Source organism: Sphingobacterium sp. B16(2022), from assembly GCF_012030425.1.
In the GTDB taxonomy this organism is placed as follows: domain Bacteria; phylum Bacteroidota; class Bacteroidia; order Sphingobacteriales; family Sphingobacteriaceae; genus Sphingobacterium; species Sphingobacterium anhuiense.
Genome location: NZ_JAAUVN010000001.1, coordinates 293,251 through 315,095, shown reverse-complemented (window position 1 = coordinate 315,095; position 21,845 = coordinate 293,251). Strand labels below are relative to the sequence as shown.

At 36.9% G+C, this 21,845-nt stretch carries 21 protein-coding genes and 2 tRNA genes; 21 read left to right on the top strand and 2 right to left on the bottom strand.

Annotation, left to right across the window (positions count from 1 at the left end):
- The 5 genes from ribB to HCX49_RS01430 all read left to right on the top strand — a co-directional run bounded on the left by ribB (position 1) and on the right by HCX49_RS01430 (position 3,324).
- Positions 1–657 (top strand): 3,4-dihydroxy-2-butanone-4-phosphate synthase, encoded by a 657-nt coding sequence (gene ribB / locus HCX49_RS01450; protein ID WP_132771122.1) that lies wholly within the window; start codon positions 1–3, stop codon positions 655–657.
- 43 nt (positions 658–700) lie between these two features.
- Positions 701–1,468, top strand: a complete 768-nt coding sequence (locus tag HCX49_RS01445; RefSeq protein ID WP_132771121.1) for a siderophore-interacting protein — start codon at positions 701–703, stop codon at positions 1,466–1,468.
- Between the two features lie 76 nt (positions 1,469–1,544).
- Positions 1,545–2,114: a Crp/Fnr family transcriptional regulator gene (locus tag HCX49_RS01440; protein ID WP_132771120.1), complete on the top strand. Its 570-nt coding sequence runs from the start codon at positions 1,545–1,547 to the stop codon at positions 2,112–2,114.
- A gap of 73 nt (positions 2,115–2,187) precedes the next feature.
- Positions 2,188–2,892 (top strand): hypothetical protein, encoded by a 705-nt coding sequence (locus tag HCX49_RS01435; protein WP_132771119.1) that lies wholly within the window; start codon positions 2,188–2,190, stop codon positions 2,890–2,892.
- 358 nt (positions 2,893–3,250) lie between these two features.
- Positions 3,251–3,324, top strand: a tRNA-Arg gene (locus HCX49_RS01430).
- Between the two features lie 40 nt (positions 3,325–3,364).
- On the opposite strand, the gene HCX49_RS01425 is transcribed toward HCX49_RS01430, so the two are convergent.
- Entirely contained in the window at positions 3,365–3,931 is a 567-nt protein-coding gene (locus HCX49_RS01425) for an NADPH-dependent FMN reductase (protein ID WP_132771118.1), read from the bottom strand.
- 875 nt (positions 3,932–4,806) lie between these two features.
- On the opposite strand from HCX49_RS01425, the gene HCX49_RS01415 reads away from it, so the two are divergent.
- Both HCX49_RS01415 and HCX49_RS25755 read left to right on the top strand, forming a co-directional pair.
- Positions 4,807–4,891, top strand: a tRNA-Ser gene (locus tag HCX49_RS01415).
- Between the two features lie 300 nt (positions 4,892–5,191).
- Positions 5,192–5,329 carry an Arm DNA-binding domain-containing protein gene (locus HCX49_RS25755; RefSeq protein WP_206368364.1) on the top strand — a complete coding sequence of 46 codons (138 nt, stop codon included), beginning with the start codon at positions 5,192–5,194 and terminating at the stop codon, positions 5,327–5,329.
- 134 nt (positions 5,330–5,463) lie between these two features.
- Here the strand turns inward: HCX49_RS25755 and HCX49_RS01405 are convergent, their stop codons facing one another.
- Entirely contained in the window at positions 5,464–6,129 is a 666-nt protein-coding gene (locus HCX49_RS01405; protein ID WP_132771117.1) for a hypothetical protein, read from the bottom strand.
- A gap of 327 nt (positions 6,130–6,456) precedes the next feature.
- Between HCX49_RS01405 and HCX49_RS01400 the strand changes: the two genes are divergently transcribed.
- The 14 genes from HCX49_RS01400 (at position 6,457) to HCX49_RS01335 (ending at position 21,809) form a co-directional block, all read left to right on the top strand.
- Positions 6,457–6,711, top strand: a complete 255-nt coding sequence (locus HCX49_RS01400; protein WP_132771116.1) for a hypothetical protein — start codon at positions 6,457–6,459, stop codon at positions 6,709–6,711.
- Between the two features lie 730 nt (positions 6,712–7,441).
- Positions 7,442–7,741, top strand: a complete 300-nt coding sequence (locus HCX49_RS01395) for an antibiotic biosynthesis monooxygenase family protein (protein WP_132771115.1) — start codon at positions 7,442–7,444, stop codon at positions 7,739–7,741.
- On the top strand, positions 7,738–8,076 hold the full coding sequence (locus HCX49_RS01390; RefSeq protein WP_132771114.1) for a n-acetylglutamate synthase: 339 nt from the start codon (positions 7,738–7,740) through the stop codon (positions 8,074–8,076). Before HCX49_RS01395 ends, HCX49_RS01390 begins: the two co-directional genes overlap by 4 nt.
- 36 nt (positions 8,077–8,112) lie before the next feature.
- Entirely contained in the window at positions 8,113–8,472 is a 360-nt protein-coding gene (locus tag HCX49_RS01385; RefSeq protein WP_132771113.1) for a DUF4180 domain-containing protein, read from the top strand.
- Between the two features lie 189 nt (positions 8,473–8,661).
- Positions 8,662–9,063 (top strand): hypothetical protein, encoded by a 402-nt coding sequence (locus HCX49_RS01380; protein WP_132771112.1) that lies wholly within the window; start codon positions 8,662–8,664, stop codon positions 9,061–9,063.
- Positions 9,064–9,181: 118 nt separating this feature from the next.
- Complete coding sequence (locus HCX49_RS01375; RefSeq protein WP_132771111.1) at positions 9,182–10,570, top strand: TolC family protein; 1,389 nt, start codon at positions 9,182–9,184, stop codon at positions 10,568–10,570.
- A 9-nt stretch (positions 10,571–10,579) separates the two neighbouring features.
- The gene (locus HCX49_RS01370; RefSeq protein WP_168125899.1) at positions 10,580–13,756 is read left to right on the top strand and encodes an efflux RND transporter permease subunit; all 3,177 of its coding nucleotides are present in this window, start codon (positions 10,580–10,582) and stop codon (positions 13,754–13,756) included.
- A gap of 11 nt (positions 13,757–13,767) precedes the next feature.
- Positions 13,768–14,871 carry an efflux RND transporter periplasmic adaptor subunit gene (locus tag HCX49_RS01365; RefSeq protein WP_132771109.1) on the top strand — a complete coding sequence of 368 codons (1,104 nt, stop codon included), beginning with the start codon at positions 13,768–13,770 and terminating at the stop codon, positions 14,869–14,871.
- 8 nt (positions 14,872–14,879) lie between these two features.
- Positions 14,880–15,446, top strand: coding sequence for a TlpA family protein disulfide reductase (locus HCX49_RS01360; RefSeq protein ID WP_132771108.1), 567 nt, complete (start codon positions 14,880–14,882; stop codon positions 15,444–15,446).
- A 403-nt stretch (positions 15,447–15,849) separates the two neighbouring features.
- Positions 15,850–17,001, top strand: coding sequence for a porin (locus HCX49_RS01355; RefSeq protein ID WP_132771107.1), 1,152 nt, complete (start codon positions 15,850–15,852; stop codon positions 16,999–17,001).
- Between the two features lie 15 nt (positions 17,002–17,016).
- Complete coding sequence (locus tag HCX49_RS01350) at positions 17,017–18,447, top strand: anion permease (RefSeq protein WP_132771106.1); 1,431 nt, start codon at positions 17,017–17,019, stop codon at positions 18,445–18,447.
- A gap of 10 nt (positions 18,448–18,457) precedes the next feature.
- Complete coding sequence (locus HCX49_RS01345) at positions 18,458–19,111, top strand: succinate dehydrogenase cytochrome b subunit (RefSeq protein WP_031287985.1); 654 nt, start codon at positions 18,458–18,460, stop codon at positions 19,109–19,111.
- A 23-nt stretch (positions 19,112–19,134) separates the two neighbouring features.
- A complete protein-coding gene (locus HCX49_RS01340; protein WP_132771105.1) occupies positions 19,135–21,048 on the top strand; it encodes a fumarate reductase/succinate dehydrogenase flavoprotein subunit in 1,914 nt (637 codons plus the stop codon).
- 14 nt (positions 21,049–21,062) lie between these two features.
- Positions 21,063–21,809, top strand: a complete 747-nt coding sequence (locus HCX49_RS01335) for a succinate dehydrogenase/fumarate reductase iron-sulfur subunit (protein ID WP_132771104.1) — start codon at positions 21,063–21,065, stop codon at positions 21,807–21,809.
- Positions 21,810–21,845: the final 36 nt, after the last annotated feature.

Below are 21,845 nucleotides of genomic sequence, written 5' to 3'. Positions count from 1 at the left end.
ATGGAAAATACATTAAAAATGTTTGGTAAAGATGCCAACGAAAGGGTTGAGAATGCTTTAAAGGAACTAAAATCTGGTAAAGGCGTTATCCTCTTAGACGATGAAGATAGAGAAAATGAAGGTGACCTTATTTTCTCAGCAGAAAACATGGATATTCAGGATATGGTGCAGATAATAAGACACTGTAGTGGTGTAGTCTGTCTGTGTCTTACAAATGAAAAGGCTGATGAACTCGATTTACCTTATATGGTCAATGCTAATTCCAGTCTCTTTCAGACTCCTTTTACAGTTTCGATTGATGCTCGGGAAGGTGCAACAACTGGTCTTTCGGCATCTGATAGAATTGCCGCTATTAAAGCGGCATGTGCTGAAAATGCGCAACCTGGAGATTTGGTTCGACCGGGGCATATCTTCCCATTGCGTGCTCACGATTATGGTGTCTTAGGAAGAAATGGTCACACTGAAGGCAGTATCGACCTCATGAAGCTGGCTGGTCTAAAACCAATATCCGTATTGTGTGAACTAATGGAAGATGATGGAACCATGTCGCGTCTGCCACAGATGATCGCCTTTGCTCTAGATCATCATCTAACGATATTATCCATCGCCGATATTATCAAATACCGAAAATTGCAGTTAGTAGCGAATGAATTATAAAGTCCTTTAATAAATCAAAAAATCAGCATTAAACAATATCATAATGAGAAAAATACATTTCGTATTTACCGTTAAACGCAGAGAATTCCTAACACCACATATGATTCGTGTGGTGTTTGGAATCAGTAATGAACAAGCGGTACTTTTAACGCATATAAAGTCCGGATCTAATAATAAAATTTTCATACCGCCTGCCGATAGAAATGTCATTTATTTCCCTGAAAAAGAATCAGAAACAAGACCTGAATTGCTGGCATCAATAAGAACATACACCAATCGCAAAATTGATCTGAAGAAAAAGGAACTGACCATTGATTTTGTCTCCCACGGAGATAATGGACCTGCATCTACATGGGCATTAAAAGCTAAACCGGGCGACGCTCTAGGTATCGGTATGAAAGAAAGTATAAAACCCTTAGTCCCCGAAGCCGATTCCTATCTACTCATAGGTGACGCAACAGCATTGCCCGTAATCAGTGCAATTTTAGAAAAATTAAAAACCGGGATTGATGTTAAGGTTATTTTGGAGGTATCTGCTAAAGAAGATCGAATAAATATTCCATCTTCGGCAAATGTAGATATTGACTGGCTGTACAACCCGCATCCTGAAAAAGGAAGCAAATTAGCGTCTACAGTAAAGACTTTTACATTCGCAAAAGCAGACCTGCGTAATTATGTGTATTTAGCCGCTGAATATGCTACTGTCAAAGAATTAAGAAACTATTTTAAAACTGACCTAGAGTGGGATCCACAGATGATATACAGCTGCAGCTATTGGAAGTCTGGTGAATCTGAAAGCGCATATCTTTAAAGATACAACACGCCAAATAAACAGCGCTACGATCGAGCTTTTATTGGTAAATTTGTCTATCACTGATTTTAAGTACATGCAAGAACTATTAGCTTCATATATTAAAAGTAAAATTTCATTAACGGATAAAGATCTAGAGATCATTTTATCCCATTTTAAGCCGATGAAACTCAAAAAGAATGAACTCGTACTAACAAATGGTCAATCCAGTCAACGGACATTTTTTGTTACACAGGGATGTCTGCGCATTTTCTTTATCAATGAAGAAGGAACGGACTCCACCCGATATTTTGCTTTTGAGAATCAGTTTGCAACAGCATTAGTAAGTTTTATTACTTCCGAACCTTCAGAAGAATTTATTCAGGCTGTTGAAGATTCGGAAGTATATTACATCACACATAAAAGCTTTTATCATCTTCTGGATATCATACCCCTATGGGAAAAATTTTACCGTATATATCTTGAAATTGCTTACGTAACCAATACCAAAAGGTTAATGTCTTTTCTAATGCAGGACGCTTTGGAAAAATATCGGCAGCTCTTAGATGAAAATCCGATTATTGTCCGAAGATTGTCGAATAAGCTTGTCGCTTCCTATCTCAATATTTCTCAGGAGACGCTAAGTAGACTAAAATCAAAAATCTGATCTTCTTTTTTTGACTCAGGTCAATGTTTTAATATATGCTATTGACCAACTTTGTATCACTAATACAAAGACAATGAGTAACCAGGACCGTACCTTCGAAATATTTTCAGGAATTATTCTTCAGAAGAATAAAATAGCTGAGCATACCTATCATATCAAAATTCAGAGTATGGATTTTTCGCGCATCCACTATATTCCAGGTTTTTCTATTGATATATTTTTATCCAATCCTTATTACAATCCACTGAGCGAAGTGCGAAGATATTCATTCTGGAATTATGAACCGGTCTATCATGTTGCAGACTTTGCCATTAATACCTTTTCCAATGGCAAGGGGGCACAATGGGTTCAAACCGTACAGGAAGGCGATACCATATTTTTCAAAGAACCGTCTAGTGAAATAAGTATGAATAACACAGCAGACCACTACTTTTTAATTGGGGATATTATTGCTTTATCTCATCTATATGAAATAAACAGAGCCTTATCGGTAAGTAAACAAGTAAGTAGTTTTATTTTTGCAGAACATCAAGAAGATATTTTTCCAGATCTCGATCATAGTTTCCCTTTAGAAACGCACATAATTGAATCATTAGATCCGCAGAAAATTATTGAATTGATTTCCCTTAATTTTCCTGAACATCAAACAAATATCATTGCTTACATACTTGGTGACTCTAAAACAGTATCGTATATTTATAATTATTTAAAAGATAATCCAATGTATGACATCAGTACGATTTACATCAAAAGCTTTTGGAACAAAACAATCATTTAACATGAAATAAAGATGATTATAGCAGGTACAAATGGAGATTGATCAAAATCAAAATAACAAAATTACCCTTTGAAGCTCTATGACTAGAAGAATAGATTTGAATAGCGAAAGAACTACGATGGCAATGTTACGCGCATATTTAAATTAGATCACAATAAAACTAAAAAAAATCAAATCAAAATAGCTTTCAAAAGAAAGTAAATAAGCTCAGATGCCACCAATCGACATTTTTTTGTATTTGGACAGAAAAATTAATCAGCTTGAAATGCAATGACTTAATGTTTTTAAGTAAAAAAAAAGTACATAAGTTTTGGAAATATAGATCATTTAAGTACTTTTGCATCACCGAAAGGAAAACGCGCTCATAGCTCAGCTGGATAGAGCATCGGTTTTCTAAACCGACGGTCTCAGGTTCGAATCCTGATGGGCGTACTTAAAATCCTCTTTACTTTTGTAAAGAGGATTTTTTGCTTTATGACTTTTTCACTTGAACATTTCTTTCGATCCACTTTTCAAATTTTTCAACAAAGGAGGTTAGAAAATCATATGTAGAAGTATCTATAAGATCTCCACTGGCATCAAACAACTTTGCGGCATGGCTGATATACGCTTCCGGCTGTTGTAAAGTAGGCATATTTAAGAATACCAAGGATTGACGAAGATGATGATTGGCCCCAAAAGCACCTAATCCTCCCGGAGTACAGCTTATAATGGCCGCAGGCTTACCATCCCACACACTCTTCCCGTATGGTCTTGAACCTACATCTAGTGCATTCTTAAGTACTGCAGGAACCGATCGATTGTATTCGGGAGTGATAAATAATACCGCGTCATATGGATTGATTATTTCTCTAAAATTTTGCCAGGCTACAGGTACGTCTTTTTCTAAATCCTCATTGTACAATGGCAATTCTCCAATTTCAATGTCATCAAACTGCATACCGGCTATTTTAAATTGGCCAATAGCTCTTCCTATCTTTTTATTGAAAGATTCCTTTCTTAAACTTCCAACGATGAGTGCAACTTTAAATGGTTTCATAAATGATCATTTGTTTCTTTAATAACGTACAACAGTAGCTTTTGGTTTGCATATTATTCTCTGATTTGTCATGACACAACATGATTTCTAAGTTAAAAAACCATTACATTAGCGAACCATTAAACCAAATATTTAAAGCATTATGATGTCAGATATCTATAGATAAAAATCACCTTTATCAGAGCAGGATTGTTTCGTAGTATTCGACCGTAGAAAATCATCTTTTACCTTTCCTGTACATATACATCCGGAGTATGAACTGAATTATGTAGAAGGAGCATCTGTAGCTCAACGGATCATTGGAGATTCCAGTGAAACCACCGGTCACAAAGATTTAGTTCTTATTGCCAATCCGGAATTAAAACACGCATGGAAGGATGGAGAATGCACATCAACAGACATTCACGAAATCACCTTACAATTTCACCCCTCGCTGGTTGAACAGATCTTAGACAAAAAGCAATTTCAAAGCATACAGGAATTATTTAACAGGGCATCCAAAGGAGTTCACTTTGGCACCGCAACTATTGAGAAGGTGCTTCCCATACTACGCATTCTGACCATGGAAAAAAATGGCTTTTACGCTGTAATGAAACTCTTTATCCTGCTATATGAATTATCCAAAGGAGAAGACCTCAGAGAACTTTCTAGTTCCACAAAAATGGGTATGACCCCAAATGAAATACTCCTACAAAGATTAGAGAATTACATTTCTAACAATGTTAGTCACATGATTCGATCTCTTTATCATAAAACAAAAAACTAATAAAAATTAACACACTTAAAATCAGCAAAATCACTGTTCAAAATCTATTTTTACCTTTATTTTTTTAAAATAAATTTGGTAGGAATGTTAAAATTCGTACTTTTGTCGCGGAGAGCTGGCAGAGTGGTCGAATGCGGCAGTCTTGAAAACTGTTGACTGTCATAGGTCCGGGGGTTCGAATCCCTCGCTCTCCGCATCCTAACAAGGAGAAAGTATCAAAACCCTACAAATTGTACAATTTGTAGGGTTTTTCTTTTATACGTACATATCGTTTATTTCAATACCTCTCATTTCCAGCGAGACCCTAGCGAGACCCTAAAATATGTTAGCTAGAGTCTCGCTAAAATGAACCGCTAGATGAGCACTGAATAAAGGCATTACATGACCAGTCGTTGAACATCTTGACAGTTTATATCCAATAGAATAAATTGAATATTGAAATAAAACACCACCACAATGAGCAGTCAAGTTTCCGTTTATATATATGCGCGTGACTGCATCCCATTTATGTCCGGATAACCATCCAAGGCAAACGAACCGAATTCTCGACTAAGAAATTCATCACACCATCCAAGTGGGACCAAAACGATGAAAATGAAGGGTCCCACCGAAGAAGCCCGTTCAATAAATAGCTACCTCGACACCGTTAAAAACAAGCTAACACAATCATGGTGTTATGAATTTAAGTATATAAAAAATGCGGAGACCGAGTGAACTCCACATTTTTTATATACTTACATACTTCATGAGACAGTTTCAAAAAAATTTACTTTCCATTATAATTTTCAATCATTTTATAAAGGAGCAAGTAGTCGGTTTCAATTTGACGAACCTTTCCGTTTATATCATATTCTATCCGTTTATCCCCAATTTGACGAACCTTTCCGTTTATATCATATTCTATCCGCTCATTCCCAATTTGACAAACTCTATCATTGATATCATAATAAATCCGCTTATCTCCAATTTGGCGAACTCTATCATTGATATCATATTCAATCCGCTTATCTCCAATTTGGCGAACTCTATCATTGATATCATAATCAATCCGCTTATCTCCAATTTGGCGAACTCTACCATTGATATCATAATCAATCCACTTATCTCCAATTTGGCGAACTCTACCATTGATATCATAATCAATCCGCTTATCGCCAATTTGACGAACTTTATCATTGATATCATATTCAACCCGCTCATCGCCAATTTGACTAACCCTATCGTGGATATCATATTCTATTCGTTTATCCCCAACGCGGCTAATCCGATTGTGAATATCATACTCTATTCGATTATTATCAATTTTAGTACCTCGTAGAAAAAGAAGCTCCATTAAAAGCTTATTTTCACTGGTACTAAATCTCTCAATTAATTGTGCTTGAGCATTAATCGAAAAAAACAAAACAGGCAACAAAAACAGTAACTTCCTCATAGTTAAGAATTAAATATCCTGAAAAGCGCCGTCATACACTTTTTCTTTTACTCATATCAGAACAAAAAAAACATACATCACAAAGCCTTCCGTTATCTTACAAGTTAACAAAAAAATAGAAAAATTCTAACTTACAGCAAACTATTGATCAGAAAACAACGTAACAAATTCACTATATGACTCATATATTTCCTATCTTCAATATAAAAAAAGTGAGTTCGATTGAACTTCTTTCTTAATCATTAAGTGTTCACTTTCCCCTATCTACTACAAAGTCCTATTTGGAGTCCAAGTCAAACACACATCTATGCGCAATTCGACCTTGATATGCGGCTTATATATCCTCAAAATAACGCATTAAAGCTGTTTATACTAAATGTCTACCTACAACAAAAACTGAAAGAGGTAACCCCTCCTAATAAAATCAAGAAGCAATATTTCTCACATCATCCTACCAAATTTGAAGCTTACAGCAGTCTATACGACCTTAGCGATACGACCAATCAATTTGAAATCCTCAGCTATATTCGACCTTTGGGAAATAGATGGATAACCACCTATTATGGTCAACCTAAATATTAACCACATGCGAGATAGTTTGCATATGGCATAAGCTATCTTTGGCAGTCCAAATGTAAGCAAAGACGCTTCCTCTATTATCAATATCAATCCTCTTGTCATCTTTCAAAATCTAAAGGTTCCAGTTCTGATTTTGGATGCTATATCTACTGATGACCCTATTCCTACTTACGAAGAGAATAAGAGGCTCGCTGAAAATCACCATAAAACATATCGTAGTGGAAAATATCTCGCACAACATTCATTATGCGGAGTCTTAAATTTTCATCATAGCGATTACAGACTTTCTCGCCAATCTTTAAAAAGACTATTTTTTACTATAATCATGTATACCCAAATATAAAAAATCAAATGCAAAAAGATTAATATACAAACATCTACACAAGTATAAAGTAGAATTAAAACATCAAATAATGTTGTTCATATCGTATCTTTGTATAAGAAATCAGAAGTAGAAAACGAAAACTGGATTTAGCGAAACCTTTTAGAGCCCCCCAAAAACCAGGCACTATAAAAGAAACAAAACCAAGGAGTTACGAACAAGGCTCAAATCCCTCGCTCTATCCAAAAAAGAAACTCCATCTATATCACAGTAGCCTATATATCTTATTCTATCAAATATTTTTTAAATTGCAATATTAATAATAAAAGACTTCAACGTGTTTTTATTGCAATTTGTATTAAGAACAATTCACAATGATATTTGATTTTCACTGATAATTTAAACAAACCGATGATATTAGAATTAGCGATATTACATATAAAAGCAGGTAAGCAGCTTGCATTTGAAAATGATTTCATCACAGCCAGCCAATATATTGCAACTATTGACGGCTATATAAGGCATTCACTAAAAAAATGTATCGAGGTAGAAAACCAGTATGTACTTCTAGTGGAGTGGAGTTCTGTAGAAGCACATGAAATTGGATTCCGCCAGTCTCCGCAATATTTAAAATGGAAAGAGCTGCTTCACGACTATTATGATCCCTTTCCTCAAGTTTTTCATTACGAAGATTTACCTCAAAAAATATGATAAATTATAATAACAAACGTTTTTCTGCTGTAAACAATAGCAATAATGGAGAAACATCCCATGAAACAGTTTTCCACTATAAACAGCTTGACTCTATTGTAACAGCTCAATATAATGGAGGTAAAATCATCCATGGTCAATTGATTAGTATCGTGAATGAGCAGAGGGAAATTGATATGCGCTATCAACAGGTGAATAGAGAAGGAAAATTAATGACTGGAATCTGTAAATCTAAACCTGAAATCTTACCGAATGGAAAGATAAGATTACATGAACGCTGGCAATGGACTTCGGGAGACCTATCTTTAGGGCAGTCTATTATTGAAGAATTGTAAACCATATCTTGAATACCAATACTAAAACAATAAATAATGAATTTCACGTTCCACCAGATCAATCACATTAAAGTAGCAGAATTAATTTCCGAGGCTGTAGTCATAAAAACGGCAGATGATGCCGTAGATTTAATAGGAAATCTTTATTATGAGGATCTCTCTAAAGTAATCGTACACGAAAAAAATTTGATATCAGATTTTTTTGATCTCAAAAATAAAATCGCAGGAGAGGTATTGCAAAAGTTTTCTAATTACCGCATGCAAATCATTATCATAGGTGATTTTTCAAAATTCACTTCCAAAAGCATAATTGATTTCATATATGAAAGTAATAAAGGAAGACAGGTTAATTTTGTAAAAACACTAGAGGAGGCACTATCACTTCTTGCAAAATAAAAAACATGAAGGAGTGATTTTGAACTTTCACTGGCAATGCAAGTATTATTCATAAGCTTGAATGAAGTATAAAATTTAAATTTTCTGTTTTTTAGAAAAAACCTGCTTCAGCAACAAAACTGTTAGATATGAAAAAAACACCACCCAATATTTGCTGGCTCGCATAAAAAGCCCTAGCTTTACCTTTATATGAACCGCTTTAGACTACATATCACAAGAAAATCGCAACGCATCTTATTTGTCGTTGCAACGGTTTTTTGTGTACTGTTGACTTCCTGTGCAATAAAAAGTAGCATTAAAAGCTGGGCAGATATAACAAGTAATACAACAAAAGCTCCGATAAAAAATGGAAATCTATTTTCCAGCAACGTAGCTGAAAAATGTATCAATAGTGAAAGCACAGATACACAGATATCACAAGCTGTTTCTTTTCATGTTGGTGATTTTACTCCACTTGTATTATTTACCCTTGCGTTTATGTTGCTGCTTAACATTGTTATCCGCAGTCAACAAGTACACCCCAATTATGGTAATCTGAAACTATCAGGCTCCATTCCTATTTTTATAAGAGATCGCAATCTCCAAATTTAGTACTTCTTTTTACCTTCCTATAATCCTATTGATCATTACTTTTCAATAGGCAAAACTTCTATTTTATTCTAGACAGCTTGTTGTTATTTCAACGGCTTTTCAAAAACATAATATCATTATGATAAAAGACATAGTGGCAGCTATATGTATGTGGCTTGCCCTTGCATCCGTGCTACCCTTATACGGACAGCAAAAAAAAGAAAACACACTGGGCAGTTTATGGTCTCAGGTGGAAGAAAACTACCCTGGAATAGCTGTTAAAAAAATTGCTATAAATGCGGCCGAGCTAAATGCCAAAGCTGTAAAAAGTACTCATCTTCCACAAGTAAAAACACAATTTCAAAACACCTATGGCACTTATGAAGGGAGTGCCGGAGCTTTCTTTCCGCAGCCCGGTTTTTTTAATGTAAGCGGTAATCCTGGAGCATTAGAAGGAAGCAGTTTAGCAGCAAATAGCTTTGCTTCGGCTACTGTTGAATGGGAATTGTTCACCTTTGGTAGACTTAAAAAAGAAAATGAAGTGGCAGAAACGCTAGTTCAGAAAAAAGTTAGTGAACAGGATGCTTACATCCTAAATCTCAAAAAAGTACTTTCTGAACGCTACATCACATTGCTTTATAATCATGCAAAATTAGAATGGTCTAAAAAAAATACGGAACGCTTAGATGATATCCGTAAAATCAGTTCAGGTTTAGCGGCTTCGGGTCTTAAACCTGCGGCAGATAGTCTTTTGGCTACTTCTTCTTATGTGCAGGCCATGGGTGAGCATGATAAATGGAACGGTAATAAGTATGCTTCCTATATCAAACTCCAAGAACTATATGATCAAGATACTGTTATGTACAGTTCATCCATTCGGCATTTTTCAGCTCCTATGGAAAGTCAGGATGTAAATGCTAGTCAGGGCATCAACGACAGTCATCCAATATTAGCTGCATTAGGCAAACAGATGCAATACTATACGCAAAGCGGAGAAGCCCAAAAGAGAGCAGCGATGCCATCATTAAAGCTACTAGGTGGCTATGCTTACCGAGGAACAGGTGTTAACTCCAATGGTAAAAGTTCAAGTGCATGGCAAGACGGTTTTAGAAATAACACGAATAATATGCTTGTCGGTATAGGCATAACATGGAATATAACAAGTTTATATACAAACCGATTAAAAGGTAAAGGATTAAATGAAGAGGCCAACAGCGCTAAATTATTGCAAACGCAATATCAGGATGCGATGGAAGCAGATCTATCAGCATCTCAAACAAAAAGCCACTGGCAATATAAGCAGTTACAAAAATCTCAAATCGCCGTTAAACAGGCACAAGATGCTTATGGTATGTATCTAGCCCGTTATAAAAGTGGACTGATCACGCTTAGTGAATTATTACAGATCCGCATTTTACTTGAACAGGCCGAGAATAATCATATCGAAGCCTCCCGTTCGTATTGGATGTTACTGGCATATGAGTCAGAGCTAACGGCCAATTTCGATTATCTGTTTAATAACCTTTAATATATAGATATGAATCTAATAAGATTTGCGCTCAGGAAACCCATTGCTATCATGGTAGCGGTCATTACGATTGCCTTTTTTTCTTATAGCACAATAAAAAAAATCAATGTAGACATCTTTCCTGAAGTTGAATTACCGGCTATGTATATCGCTATGCCTTATGGCGGATTATCCCCGGCCTATATGGACGGATTTATGGCAAATGAATTTCAGAAGGTGCTCCTATTTGTCAGCGGTGTTAAAAATATAGACTTTAAAAGTGTACAGGGGCTCAGCCTGATGAAGCTTACCTTTTATCCAGGTACCAACATGGCACAAGTAGCCGGAGAAGTATCTACTTCAGTTTCAAGAGCGATGGGCTTTCTACCTGCTGGTGCAGTACCGCCGATGGTAGTCCGTTTTGATGGAAGTTCATTACCGGTAGGTCAGTTGGTCTTTGAAAGTGACAAACTCTCGATCAATGAAATACAGACACTTGTATTAACCAAAATCAGACCGATGTTTGTCGAAATCCCCGGGATCACCGCACCCGCACCTTTTGGAGGTAATGCGCGTTCAATTGTCGTCGATATTGATCCCGAAGCGATGCAGGCCAGCGGACTAAGTGCCGAAGACATTACAATTGCCATCACCAAAAGCAGTATTCCTTCTCCTGCCGGAAATATCCGTATAGGCGATGAAAATTTAATGGCTCCAATTAATTCAATCGCTAAAAATCCGGAGGAGTTTTTAAATACACCGATCAAGACCACTGACAACCGTACCATCTATGTCAGAGATGTCGCTTCAGTGTCAGATGGCGCAGATCAAACAGTGGGATATGCATTGGTCAACGGGAAACGCTCCGTATACCTGCCTATCATCAAAAAAGCAGATGCTTCTACACTAGATGCTGTAAATAATTTAAAGTCCTCCATGGATAAATTAAAGAATCAACTTCCGGAAGATGTGGATGTCCGTTACGAGTTTGATCAATCCAAATACATTGAGCGCTCACTTTCTAATCTGATACATGAAGGCATACTCGGTGCTGTTTTTACGGGATTGATGATTTTCTTATTTCTAGGAGATACGCGGGGGGCTTTTATCGTAGTACTGACAATACCGATCGCTATACTCTCGGCTGTTATGGTTCTTTACCTATTTGGACAAACCATCAACATCATGACACTAAGCGGCTTAGCCCTATCGATCGGTATTCTTGTCGATGAAGCTACAGTGACGATCGAAAACATCCATCAACATATGGAAATGAAAAAAGGAAAACAGCGCGCTATTTTAGATGCGTTGCTTGAAATATCTGTTCCAAAGCTTTTAATTCTACTTTGCATTTTAGCAGTGTTAACTCCTGCTTTCATTATGACCGGTATTCCTAAGGACATGTTTATTCCTTTATCAATGGCTGTAGCATTTGCAATGGTAGCATCCTTTATTGCCTCTCAAACATTCGTACCTATTTTGGCGAATTGGTTAATGAAAAATAAACAGGAAATTGTAAGTAAAACGAATAGAAAAAAAGCTTTTTTTGAGAAATTCAGAGTAAATTATTCTTACAGAATGCGTAAGTGGTCCGCAAAATCACTTGGTCTTTTTTTACTCTATATCGTACTTTCTGGGGGAACAATCGGTTTATTATTAAATTTCGTCGGAACCGATGTCATGCCTGTATCAAATAGTGGTGACTTCCAATTACGTATACAAGCCCCACAAGGAAGCAGAATCGAAAAAACAGAACAGATCGTCAACTCCATTACTGATGCTATCAAAACACAGCTTCCTGAAGATGGCATAGCGATAACTTCTGCTTTCGTAGGCATGCAACCTGCTACATCCCCGATCAATCCTATTTTTCTGTTCACAAGTTCTTCACATGAAGCGGTACTGCAAGTATCCGTAGATCAAAATTTGTATGCTGGATCTATGGAGGACCTGAAAGAAAAAATAAGAACTTCAATAACTCAGAATCATCCACAGATAAAGTTCAATTTTGAACCGATGGAACTGACAGAAAAAATAATGGGACAGGGAGCTATGACGCCCATTGAAATTAAAGTTGGTGCCGGACAGCTTAAAGCAGCAAATACACATGCTTCGAAAATTGAATCGAATTTGAAAGAAATACCTTATTTACGAGATGTACGAATTGCTGAACCAATCGCCTACCCTACTCTTGAAATTGAAGTTAACCGTGACTTGGCCGGACAGTTTGGATTGACCATGCAGGAAATTACGAAGAGCTTAGTGACCGCCACCTCTTCTACCCGTTTTACAGATAAAAATCTTTGGGTAGATCCGAAATCGGGGCTTGTTTTTCAAGTTCAGGTTCAGATCCCCGAGCATATCATGTCATCAGAAGAAAGGCTTAAATCGCTTCCTTTAAAGAAAGGAAACCTCCGTCCGGTACTTGAAGATATTGCTACTGTTCGCCGAGTAACCGCTCCGGCACAAGTAAACCGCAAAGGTCCTAACCGATATGTCACGATCATAGCAAATGTCTACAATCAAGATTTGGGAACAGCTTCTACAGTCGTAAAAAAAGCTATAAAAGATGCGGGCGAACCTCCACGTGGTGTTAGTATATGGACTGAAGGTACAATGCAACTTCTTGACGACACATTAGGCAATCTTTTGACAGGATTAGCTGTAGCTATTATTGCTATTTTCTTGATGTTATCTGCGTACTACCAGTCTTTTAAAGTTCCTTTAATTATCCTATCAGTCATTCCTGCTGTGATTACGGGGAGCTTAATTATATTATTTCTTACGAACAGTACTCTTAATTTACAATCATATATGGGTATTATCATGTCCATTGGTGTATCGGTATCCAATGCCGTATTGCTCATAAATCAAGCTGAATATTACAGAAGAAACATGGCCTTAAAACCTACAAACGCGGCAAGATTAGCTGCTTCGTCAAGATTGCGTCCGATATTAATGACTGCCGCGGCCATGCTTGCCGGTATGTTGCCTATGGCGATAGGTATTGGAGATGGCGCCGAACAAGTAGCACCTCTCGGTAGAGCTGTTATTGGCGGTCTTATTGCATCTACAATTGTTATTTTACTGCTTCTACCGCATTTCTTTTCTTCACTCATGTCCAGAACATCAGTTAGTAGCCCATCTCTAGATCCTGATGATGAGACAAGTCAGTATTATTCTAATAAAAAAACATCATCCCTATAAAATATCACATCATGAATACGACAATCTCTAAATATAAAATATCAAGTTTAACTGGCTTTGCTTTGCTCCTAATTACATGTATGTCATGCGCTCAGCAAGAACAAAAAACTAAAAAAGAGAATAAAAAGGTGGACAAACAAATAAATTATAGTACTGTGGCGGTACAGTTCATAAATCCGGAATATGAGATTTCAGTTCCAGCAGAACTGAAACCTTATGAACAGGTGGCTGTTTTTGCAAAAGTATCAGGATTTGTAAAACAGTTATATGTAGACCGTGGTGATCATGTACGTAAAGGACAGCTATTGGCGATACTAGAGGCCCCTGAAATGAATCAACGATATCTTTCTGACAAAGCTACTGAGCAAAAGATATATAACGATTACCTCTTTGCACAACAAGCATATGATCGTTTGAAAGATGCATCAGCGACAGCCGGTGCTGTAGCGGCAATTGAATTAGACAGAGCAAAAAGTTCTGTTGAAAGTGCACGTGCAGCTTACGAAGCTTCTAAAGCTGGTACGACCCATACATCACAATTACAGCAATATCTGCGTATCACTGCCCCTTTCGATGGCGTCATTACAGAGCGAAATGTTTCCGTAGGAGCATTGGCAGGAACTTCATCCAACCAGTCGCTGTTCATGATGGCACAAGGTAATAAATTACGCTTAACTTTGTCACTTCCAGAAAAACATGCGGCTTCTGTTCAGCAAGGTGTCCAAGCGAATTTCACCGTAAGTTCACAGCCTGGAAAAACATTTGAGACAACATTATCCCGTACTTCAGGATTACTGAATCAGCAAGATCGGTCACTTACACTAGAATTTGATGTCGACAATCCATCACGCGAATTACAAGGAGGCGACTATGCACAAGTTAAATTAAAACTAAAACGTAAGACTCCATCTAGTTGGGTACCTAAAAAAAGTGTTCTAACGACACAGGCTGGCACTTTTATACTTATATTAGACGATCAAGAAATTAAACGCATTCCTGTCAAGGAAGGCGTACATTTGGATACGTTAACGGAAGTATTTGGCCAAATTTCGACAGAAAGTCAAATCATATTAAAGCCATCAGAAGAAATTAAAGAAGGAAAAATAAACAAATAGAAATAAATATGAAAATCCAATTCAATAGGAAAATGATCGGCATGCTTTTGATTGCATGCAGCATTACAGCTATATCCTGCAATTCAAAAACTAAAGACACGCAAAATTCAAAGTCGGACGAAACAGCAGAGGATAGTACAGTGGCTACTAAAGCTATCCAAGCAAACGAGGTTAGCTTTAAAGATGAAGATGGAAAAGATATCACCCTAAGCTCACTAAAAGGTAAAGTGGTATTCATTAACTTTTGGGCGACGTGGTGCCCTCCCTGTATTCATGAAATGCCTTCTATCAACACTTTAAAACAATCCTTCAAGGGTAATGATGAGATCGTATTTTTAATGGTAGATGTAGATGGCACGATGGAAAAATCAAAAGCATTTATGACCGAAAATAAATATGATTTACAAGTGTATATTCCAAATGGCGATATTCCGCAAGATTTCTTAGGAAATGCAATACCAACTACGGTAATCATTAACAAAAAGGGAGAGATGGTAGATCGTATGGAAGGTGGGCGTGATTACGCAGATCCTGAAATAGCAAAATCTTTGAATGAGCTTATTCAAAGCAATTAATACCTTATTGTAAAAAATGTAGCTCATTATTAATATAGTGAGACCAAAAGCCTTCATCTGTCCACGATGAAGGCTTTTTTTATACTCATTAATTTACTTCTCCCGAAGTGAGCAATCAAAAGAATCCAATGCTCAAGCACAGCAAAGAAATGTTACTTCTATATTAAACAATAAGAAAGCACTTTTGCTAGACTTTTTTACAAAACAGCATGAAATAATCTTTGAACTTAAAAAAATATTGAATTATTATATTTTTTCCTTCATTATATAGATTTATCTCCTTATTTTTATATATGAGCAAAGCAAGTTGTGCTCATTAGTAACCAAATAGACTATAAAATACGCGCTATAGATTAAAATTTATAGCTCATAATTCCCTGTTCTTTTACATTAACTATTTTATATGAAAAAAAACTTACCTTTTCCAACATGCACTTTAATTGGATTTTTACTTTTATACAGTATATCGGCTCGCGCCCAAGTGCCCGATAGTACGCAAGGAGAAATTTTAGAAAGTTACCCCAAATTTCAGTTCAAGGGGCTTTTTCAAGGAAGGTTTACAACAAGTCTTAAAAAAAATGTTGATGTAGAAGGCCTTCACCATACAGATGATAAGGGCACAAATAATTCCTTTTCGCTCAAATACATGCGCGCGCAACTCAAAGGACAAATTAGCAGAAGAGTAGAAGTTGTTGCTTTAGCAAATTTTGCTGATTTTAAAAATGATCCCAAGACCCGAGTTTTAGAGAACGCTTACCTACGGTACAGTTTTAATCCCAAAGTTGCCATTACCGTTGGACAGTTCAGACCTTGGTTTGGATTAGAAGAAACTTATCCCGTGGATATCATCAAATCATTGGAATGGTCTAACCAATATACCGAATTTGGAAAAAATGGTTGGACAAGTTTTCAAATTGGGGCTTCCGTAGGCGGTACATTACCGTTAGGAACCATACCAATGCGTTATGCCGTTTCTGTTGTGAATGGAAATGGAAAAAATCAGGTTTCGGATAAAGATAATGGAAAACAATTTTTAACAAGGATCGTATTTGATCTGGCAAAAAAATATGATTTCAGTATTGGTTTAAACGGTGGTACGGGTACCGTGTTTAAAAGAAATGTACATGCTTTAGCATTTGATGTATCGTCTAAATTTCAGCTTGCACATAAATGGAATATAGATTTTCAGATCGAAGCTAAGCAGGCGATTAATCACAATCTATACTTCAGTCTCGAAGAAACAGAGCGACTACAAGATATTTATCAATACCAAATGCGAGGAGCTTACTTCTTACCGAATATGCGTTATGAAATTGATTATAAAAACCTGAAAGCTATTGAGTTTTCTTGTAGATATGAATACTTAGATACTGATTTCAGACAAAAATCTAATCCCAGACAGTCTTTAGTTCCTATGGTAAGCTTGGAATTTCTCAAAAACTACGGGGCTAGAATACAAATGGGTATGCAGATGGATTATTATAAACATCAAATTGAAAGTACAAACAAATACAATGGTAATTTGTTCATTTTACAAGTACAAAGTCGATTATAACCTTAAACAGAAAATATGAAAGAAGTGGACATTAAAAAGATGGGTATAACCTTTGCTTTCGCATTGATTATTTGGTTTATACCTATACCAAAGGGTGTGTCACCCGAGGCTTGGCACCTATTTGCTATATTTGCGGCAACAATCCTGGGTATCATACTAAAAGCTGCTCCTATGGGTACCATGTGTATGTTGGCCATTGGGTTCACCGCTTTTACACAGGTTCTAGCTCCTGGTAATGCCTCTCTATCCATTACCAAATCATTAAGTGGCTTTGGTGATAAAGTAATCTGGCTTATAGGAATCTCATTTTTTATAGCAAGAGGTTTTATTAAAACCGGCTTAGGAAATAGAATAGCATTTATATTTATCAAAATATTCGGAAAAAGTTCTTTGGGATTAGCTTATGGATTGGGGCTTGCAGACGTTTGTCTTGCTCCTGCTATTCCTAGTAATACTGCCCGTGGTGGAGGTATCATCTACCCCATTATGAAATCAATGGCTATTAGTTTTGGATCTCTGCCAGAAGATCCGAGCACTCATAAAAAAATCGGTTCATATTTAACGCTTAATAGTTATTACATGAACCTCATTGCCTCATCAATGTTTCTTACTGGAACAGCGAGTAATCCCATGTGTCAGAAATTCGCTGCAGATTTGGGTATAAATATCACTTGGATGTCGTGGGCTGCAGCTGGATTTGTACCCGGAATTGTTGCATTTTTTATTGTTCCGTTAGTTTTATACAAATTATACCCACCAGAACTAAAAAAAACTGCTGATGCACCTAAGATGGCTACTGAAAAATTAAAAGAAATGGGTGCTATAAAAACAAATGAATGGCTGATGTTACTTGCTTTTTTTATATTGTTGGGATTATGGATTTTCGGAGGATCACTATCCATAGATGCCACAACTACAGCATTTATTGGACTGACACTGTTATTGCTCACATCTGTCCTGACTTGGGAAGATGTAAAATCAGAGAAAGGAGCATGGGACACCATTGTGTGGTTTGCAGTACTTGTCATGATGGCCAGCTCTTTAAATGAACTTGGTTTTATTGGCTGGTTCAGTGATTTGATCAAAACGGAGATCGGCGGATTAAATTGGATTGTTGCCTTTCCTGTCATCATTTTAGTCTATTTCTACAGCCATTATATTTTTGCCAGTGCCACTGCACATGTTGCGGCAATGTACGCCGCTATGCTCGGAGTAGGAGTTTCCTTAGGTATACCAGGTATGCTATTGGCGATGATGCTTGGTTTCGTAGGATCTATATATGGTGTCCTTACACATTATGGACATGGTCCTGCTCCTGTTTATTTCGGTAGTGGCTATGTAGATCTCAAGTCATGGTGGGTAAAGGGTTTTGAAATTGGAGTGCTGTTACTCGTGATCTACATGGCAGTTGGTGGTCTGTGGATGAAAATAATCGGTTATTATTAATTCTTTGCTTATGTTATCAACCCTATCTCGAAAATTAGTAATGTGTTTGACAGGTTTATTCCTATGTTTTTTCCTTATCATTCACTTTTTAGGAAATTTGCAACTGTTTTTACCTTCCGAACAGGCCCATACACAGTTCAATGCCTATTCTCAATTTCTATCTGGTAATATTTTAATAAAAATAGTTTCATATGTACTTTATTCAAGCATTCTGATACATGCCCTGGATGCTTTGGTCATTACCCTTAAAAATAGAAAATCCGGAAAACAGTACCAACGTGATCAAAGACAAAGGGCGAGTAAATGGTATAGTCGCAACATGGGTATTCTAGGTACCATTATTTTAATATTTCTAGTCATTCATTTTCAAAATTTTTGGTACGTCTATAAATTCGGGAGTCCACCAATAGATAGCAATGGTAATAAAGATCTTTATATTTTGGTAGTAACCACATTTAAAGAATGGTGGTATGTGCTCATTTACGTCTTATCTATGGTTGCATTATGCTACCACCTCATTCATGGTGTACATAGTGCCATTCGTACTTTAGGGCTCTTTCATCCAAAATATGTAAAGTGGATCAAAACCTGTGGCATAGCCTACTCCATTATTATTAGTGTAGGGTTTGCTATGATGCCCATCTACATTTATTTGACACAATAGCTAAACCTTTATATTTTAAGAATATGAATTTAGATGCAAAAATCCCCGAAGGTTCTTTAGAGAAAAAATGGGAAAACTATAAAAAAACTGCAAAATTAGTCAATCCGGCAAACCGTAAAAAACTAGATGTCATCGTAATAGGAACTGGGCTAGCGGGAAGCTCTCTTGCTGCATCATTGGGTGAAATGGGTTATAATGTAAAATCATTTTGTTTTCAAGACAGTCCAAGACGCGCCCATTCTGTCGCGGCGCAGGGCGGTGTCAATGCCGCAAAAAATTATAAGAATGATGGCGATAGCATCTACCGGATGTTTGTTGATACTTTAAAAGGAGGAGATTTTCGTTCGCGAGAGGCTAATGTATACAGAATGGCTGAATGTTCCCTCAATCTCATCGATCAAGCCGTTGCTCAAGGTGTCCCGTTTGGTCGAGAATATGGAGGCTATCTCAACAATCGTTCTTTCGGTGGTGTTCAAGTAAGCCGAACATTTTATTCAAGAGGACAGACCGGACAGCAATTGCTACTTGGATCTTATCAAGCACTTATGCGTCAAGTCGGAAAAAAAACAGTCAAATTACATGCCCGTCATGAAATGTTAGATCTAGTGATTATAGAAGGAAAAGCGCGTGGTGTAATTATCAGAAATCTAGATACCGGCGAGATTGAACGCCATGCCGCACATGCTGTTGTACTGGCTACTGGAGGCTATGGGAAAATCTATTATCTTTCGACTTTAGCGATGGGTTGCAATGGTTCTGCTATATGGAGAGCGCATAAAAAAGGTGCATTAATGGCCAGCCCAAGCTGGATTCAGATTCATCCGACATCATTACCGCAGTCTGGAGATTATCAATCTAAATTAACACTCATGTCCGAGTCTTTAAGAAATGATGGACGCATATGGGTACCACTTAAAGAAAATGAACAGCGCTCTGCTAATGACATTCCAGAACAAGAAAGAGATTATTATCTGGAAAGAAGATACCCCGCATTTGGAAATCTAGCCCCTAGAGATATTTCTTCACGCGCTGCAAAAGAAAGAATTGATGCCGGATTTGGAATCGGTCCCCTAAAAAATGCCGTTTATCTGGATTTTTCTAAAGCCATTAAAGAACAAGGAATAGACAAAATAAAAGAAAAGTATGGTAATTTATTCGACATGTATGAAAAAATTACCGGTTATAATGCTTATCAAGTACCAATGATGATTTCTCCATCGGCCCACTTTTCAATGGGAGGACTTTGGGTAGATTATGAATTAATGACGACAATTCCTGGGTTATTTGCTTTAGGAGAAGCTAATTTTGCAGACCACGGAGCTAATCGATTAGGAGCAAATTCTCTCCTTCAAGCCTCCGTGGATGGCTATTTTATTGCTCCCTATACCATAGCAAATTATCTCTCAGATGATATCCACACGGGAAAAATATCAACGGATCATACGGAATTTGAGAAAGCAGAGCAAGAAGTCAGAACACAATTGCAACAATTCAGCAAAAGCAAAGGAACCAAAACTGTGGATTATTACCATAAAACTCTTGGTAAAATACTATATGATTACTGTGGCCTTGCACGAAATGAAGCCGGATTAAAATTCGCAATCTTGGAGATTCAGAAATTACGGGAAGAGTTTTATAGAAATGTTCATATTCCGGGAAATGAGGAAACAATGAATACAGAAATAGAGAAAGCAGGAAGAGTCGCTGATTACCTCGAAATTGGAGAATTAATGTGCTATGACGCCTTGACTAGAAATGAATCTTGTGGTGCACATTTCCGTGAAGAATATCAGACAGCTGAAGGCGAAGCAAAAAGAAATGATGCGGAATATCAATTCATTTCGGCATGGGAATGGAACAACGCATCTGTTCCCATTCTTCATAAAGAACCACTATCTTTTGAAGTCATTCAACCAATTGTACGTAGTTATAAATAATTAAAATTCAAGCTATGAAATTACATCTAAAAATATGGAGACAAGAGAATAAAAATGCTGATGGCAAACTTGTAGACTATACTTTGGAAAACCTCAATCCGCATATGTCCTTTTTAGAGATGCTAGATACATTAAATGAAAAGCTCATATTAGCGAATGACACACCTGTTGAATTTGACCACGACTGTCGTGAAGGAATCTGTGGACAATGTGGTATGATGATAAATGGTATTGCGCATGGACCGCTGAAAAATACCACTACCTGTCAATTACATTTAAGGTCCTTCAAAGATGGTGAAGTGGTTTTTATCGAACCATTTAGATCTGAAGCATTTCCTGTAAAAAAAGATTTAAAAGTAGATCGTTCTGCATTTGACCGCATTATCTCTTCAGGTGGATTTGTATCAATCAATACAGGACAAGCACCGGACGCACTGACCATTCCCGTAACACATCAAGTGACAGAAGCGGCATTTGATGCTGCTGCCTGTATCGGATGTGGAGCCTGTGTTGCCACCTGTAAAAATGGAAGTGCGGCCCTTTTTACATCAGCCAAAATCAACCATATGGTATTACTCCCACAAGGTAAAGAAGAAAGACTTACCAGGGTCATTGCTATGGTGAATCAAATGGATGAAGAACTCTTTGGCCACTGCTCCAATACGGAAGCCTGTGAAGTTGAATGTCCACAAGGTATTTCAGTACTCAATATTGCACGAATGAATTATGAATATAATCGAGCACATCTATTAAAAAAATAAAGGTTGTAAATACCAATATTCTGGACTACAGTTCAT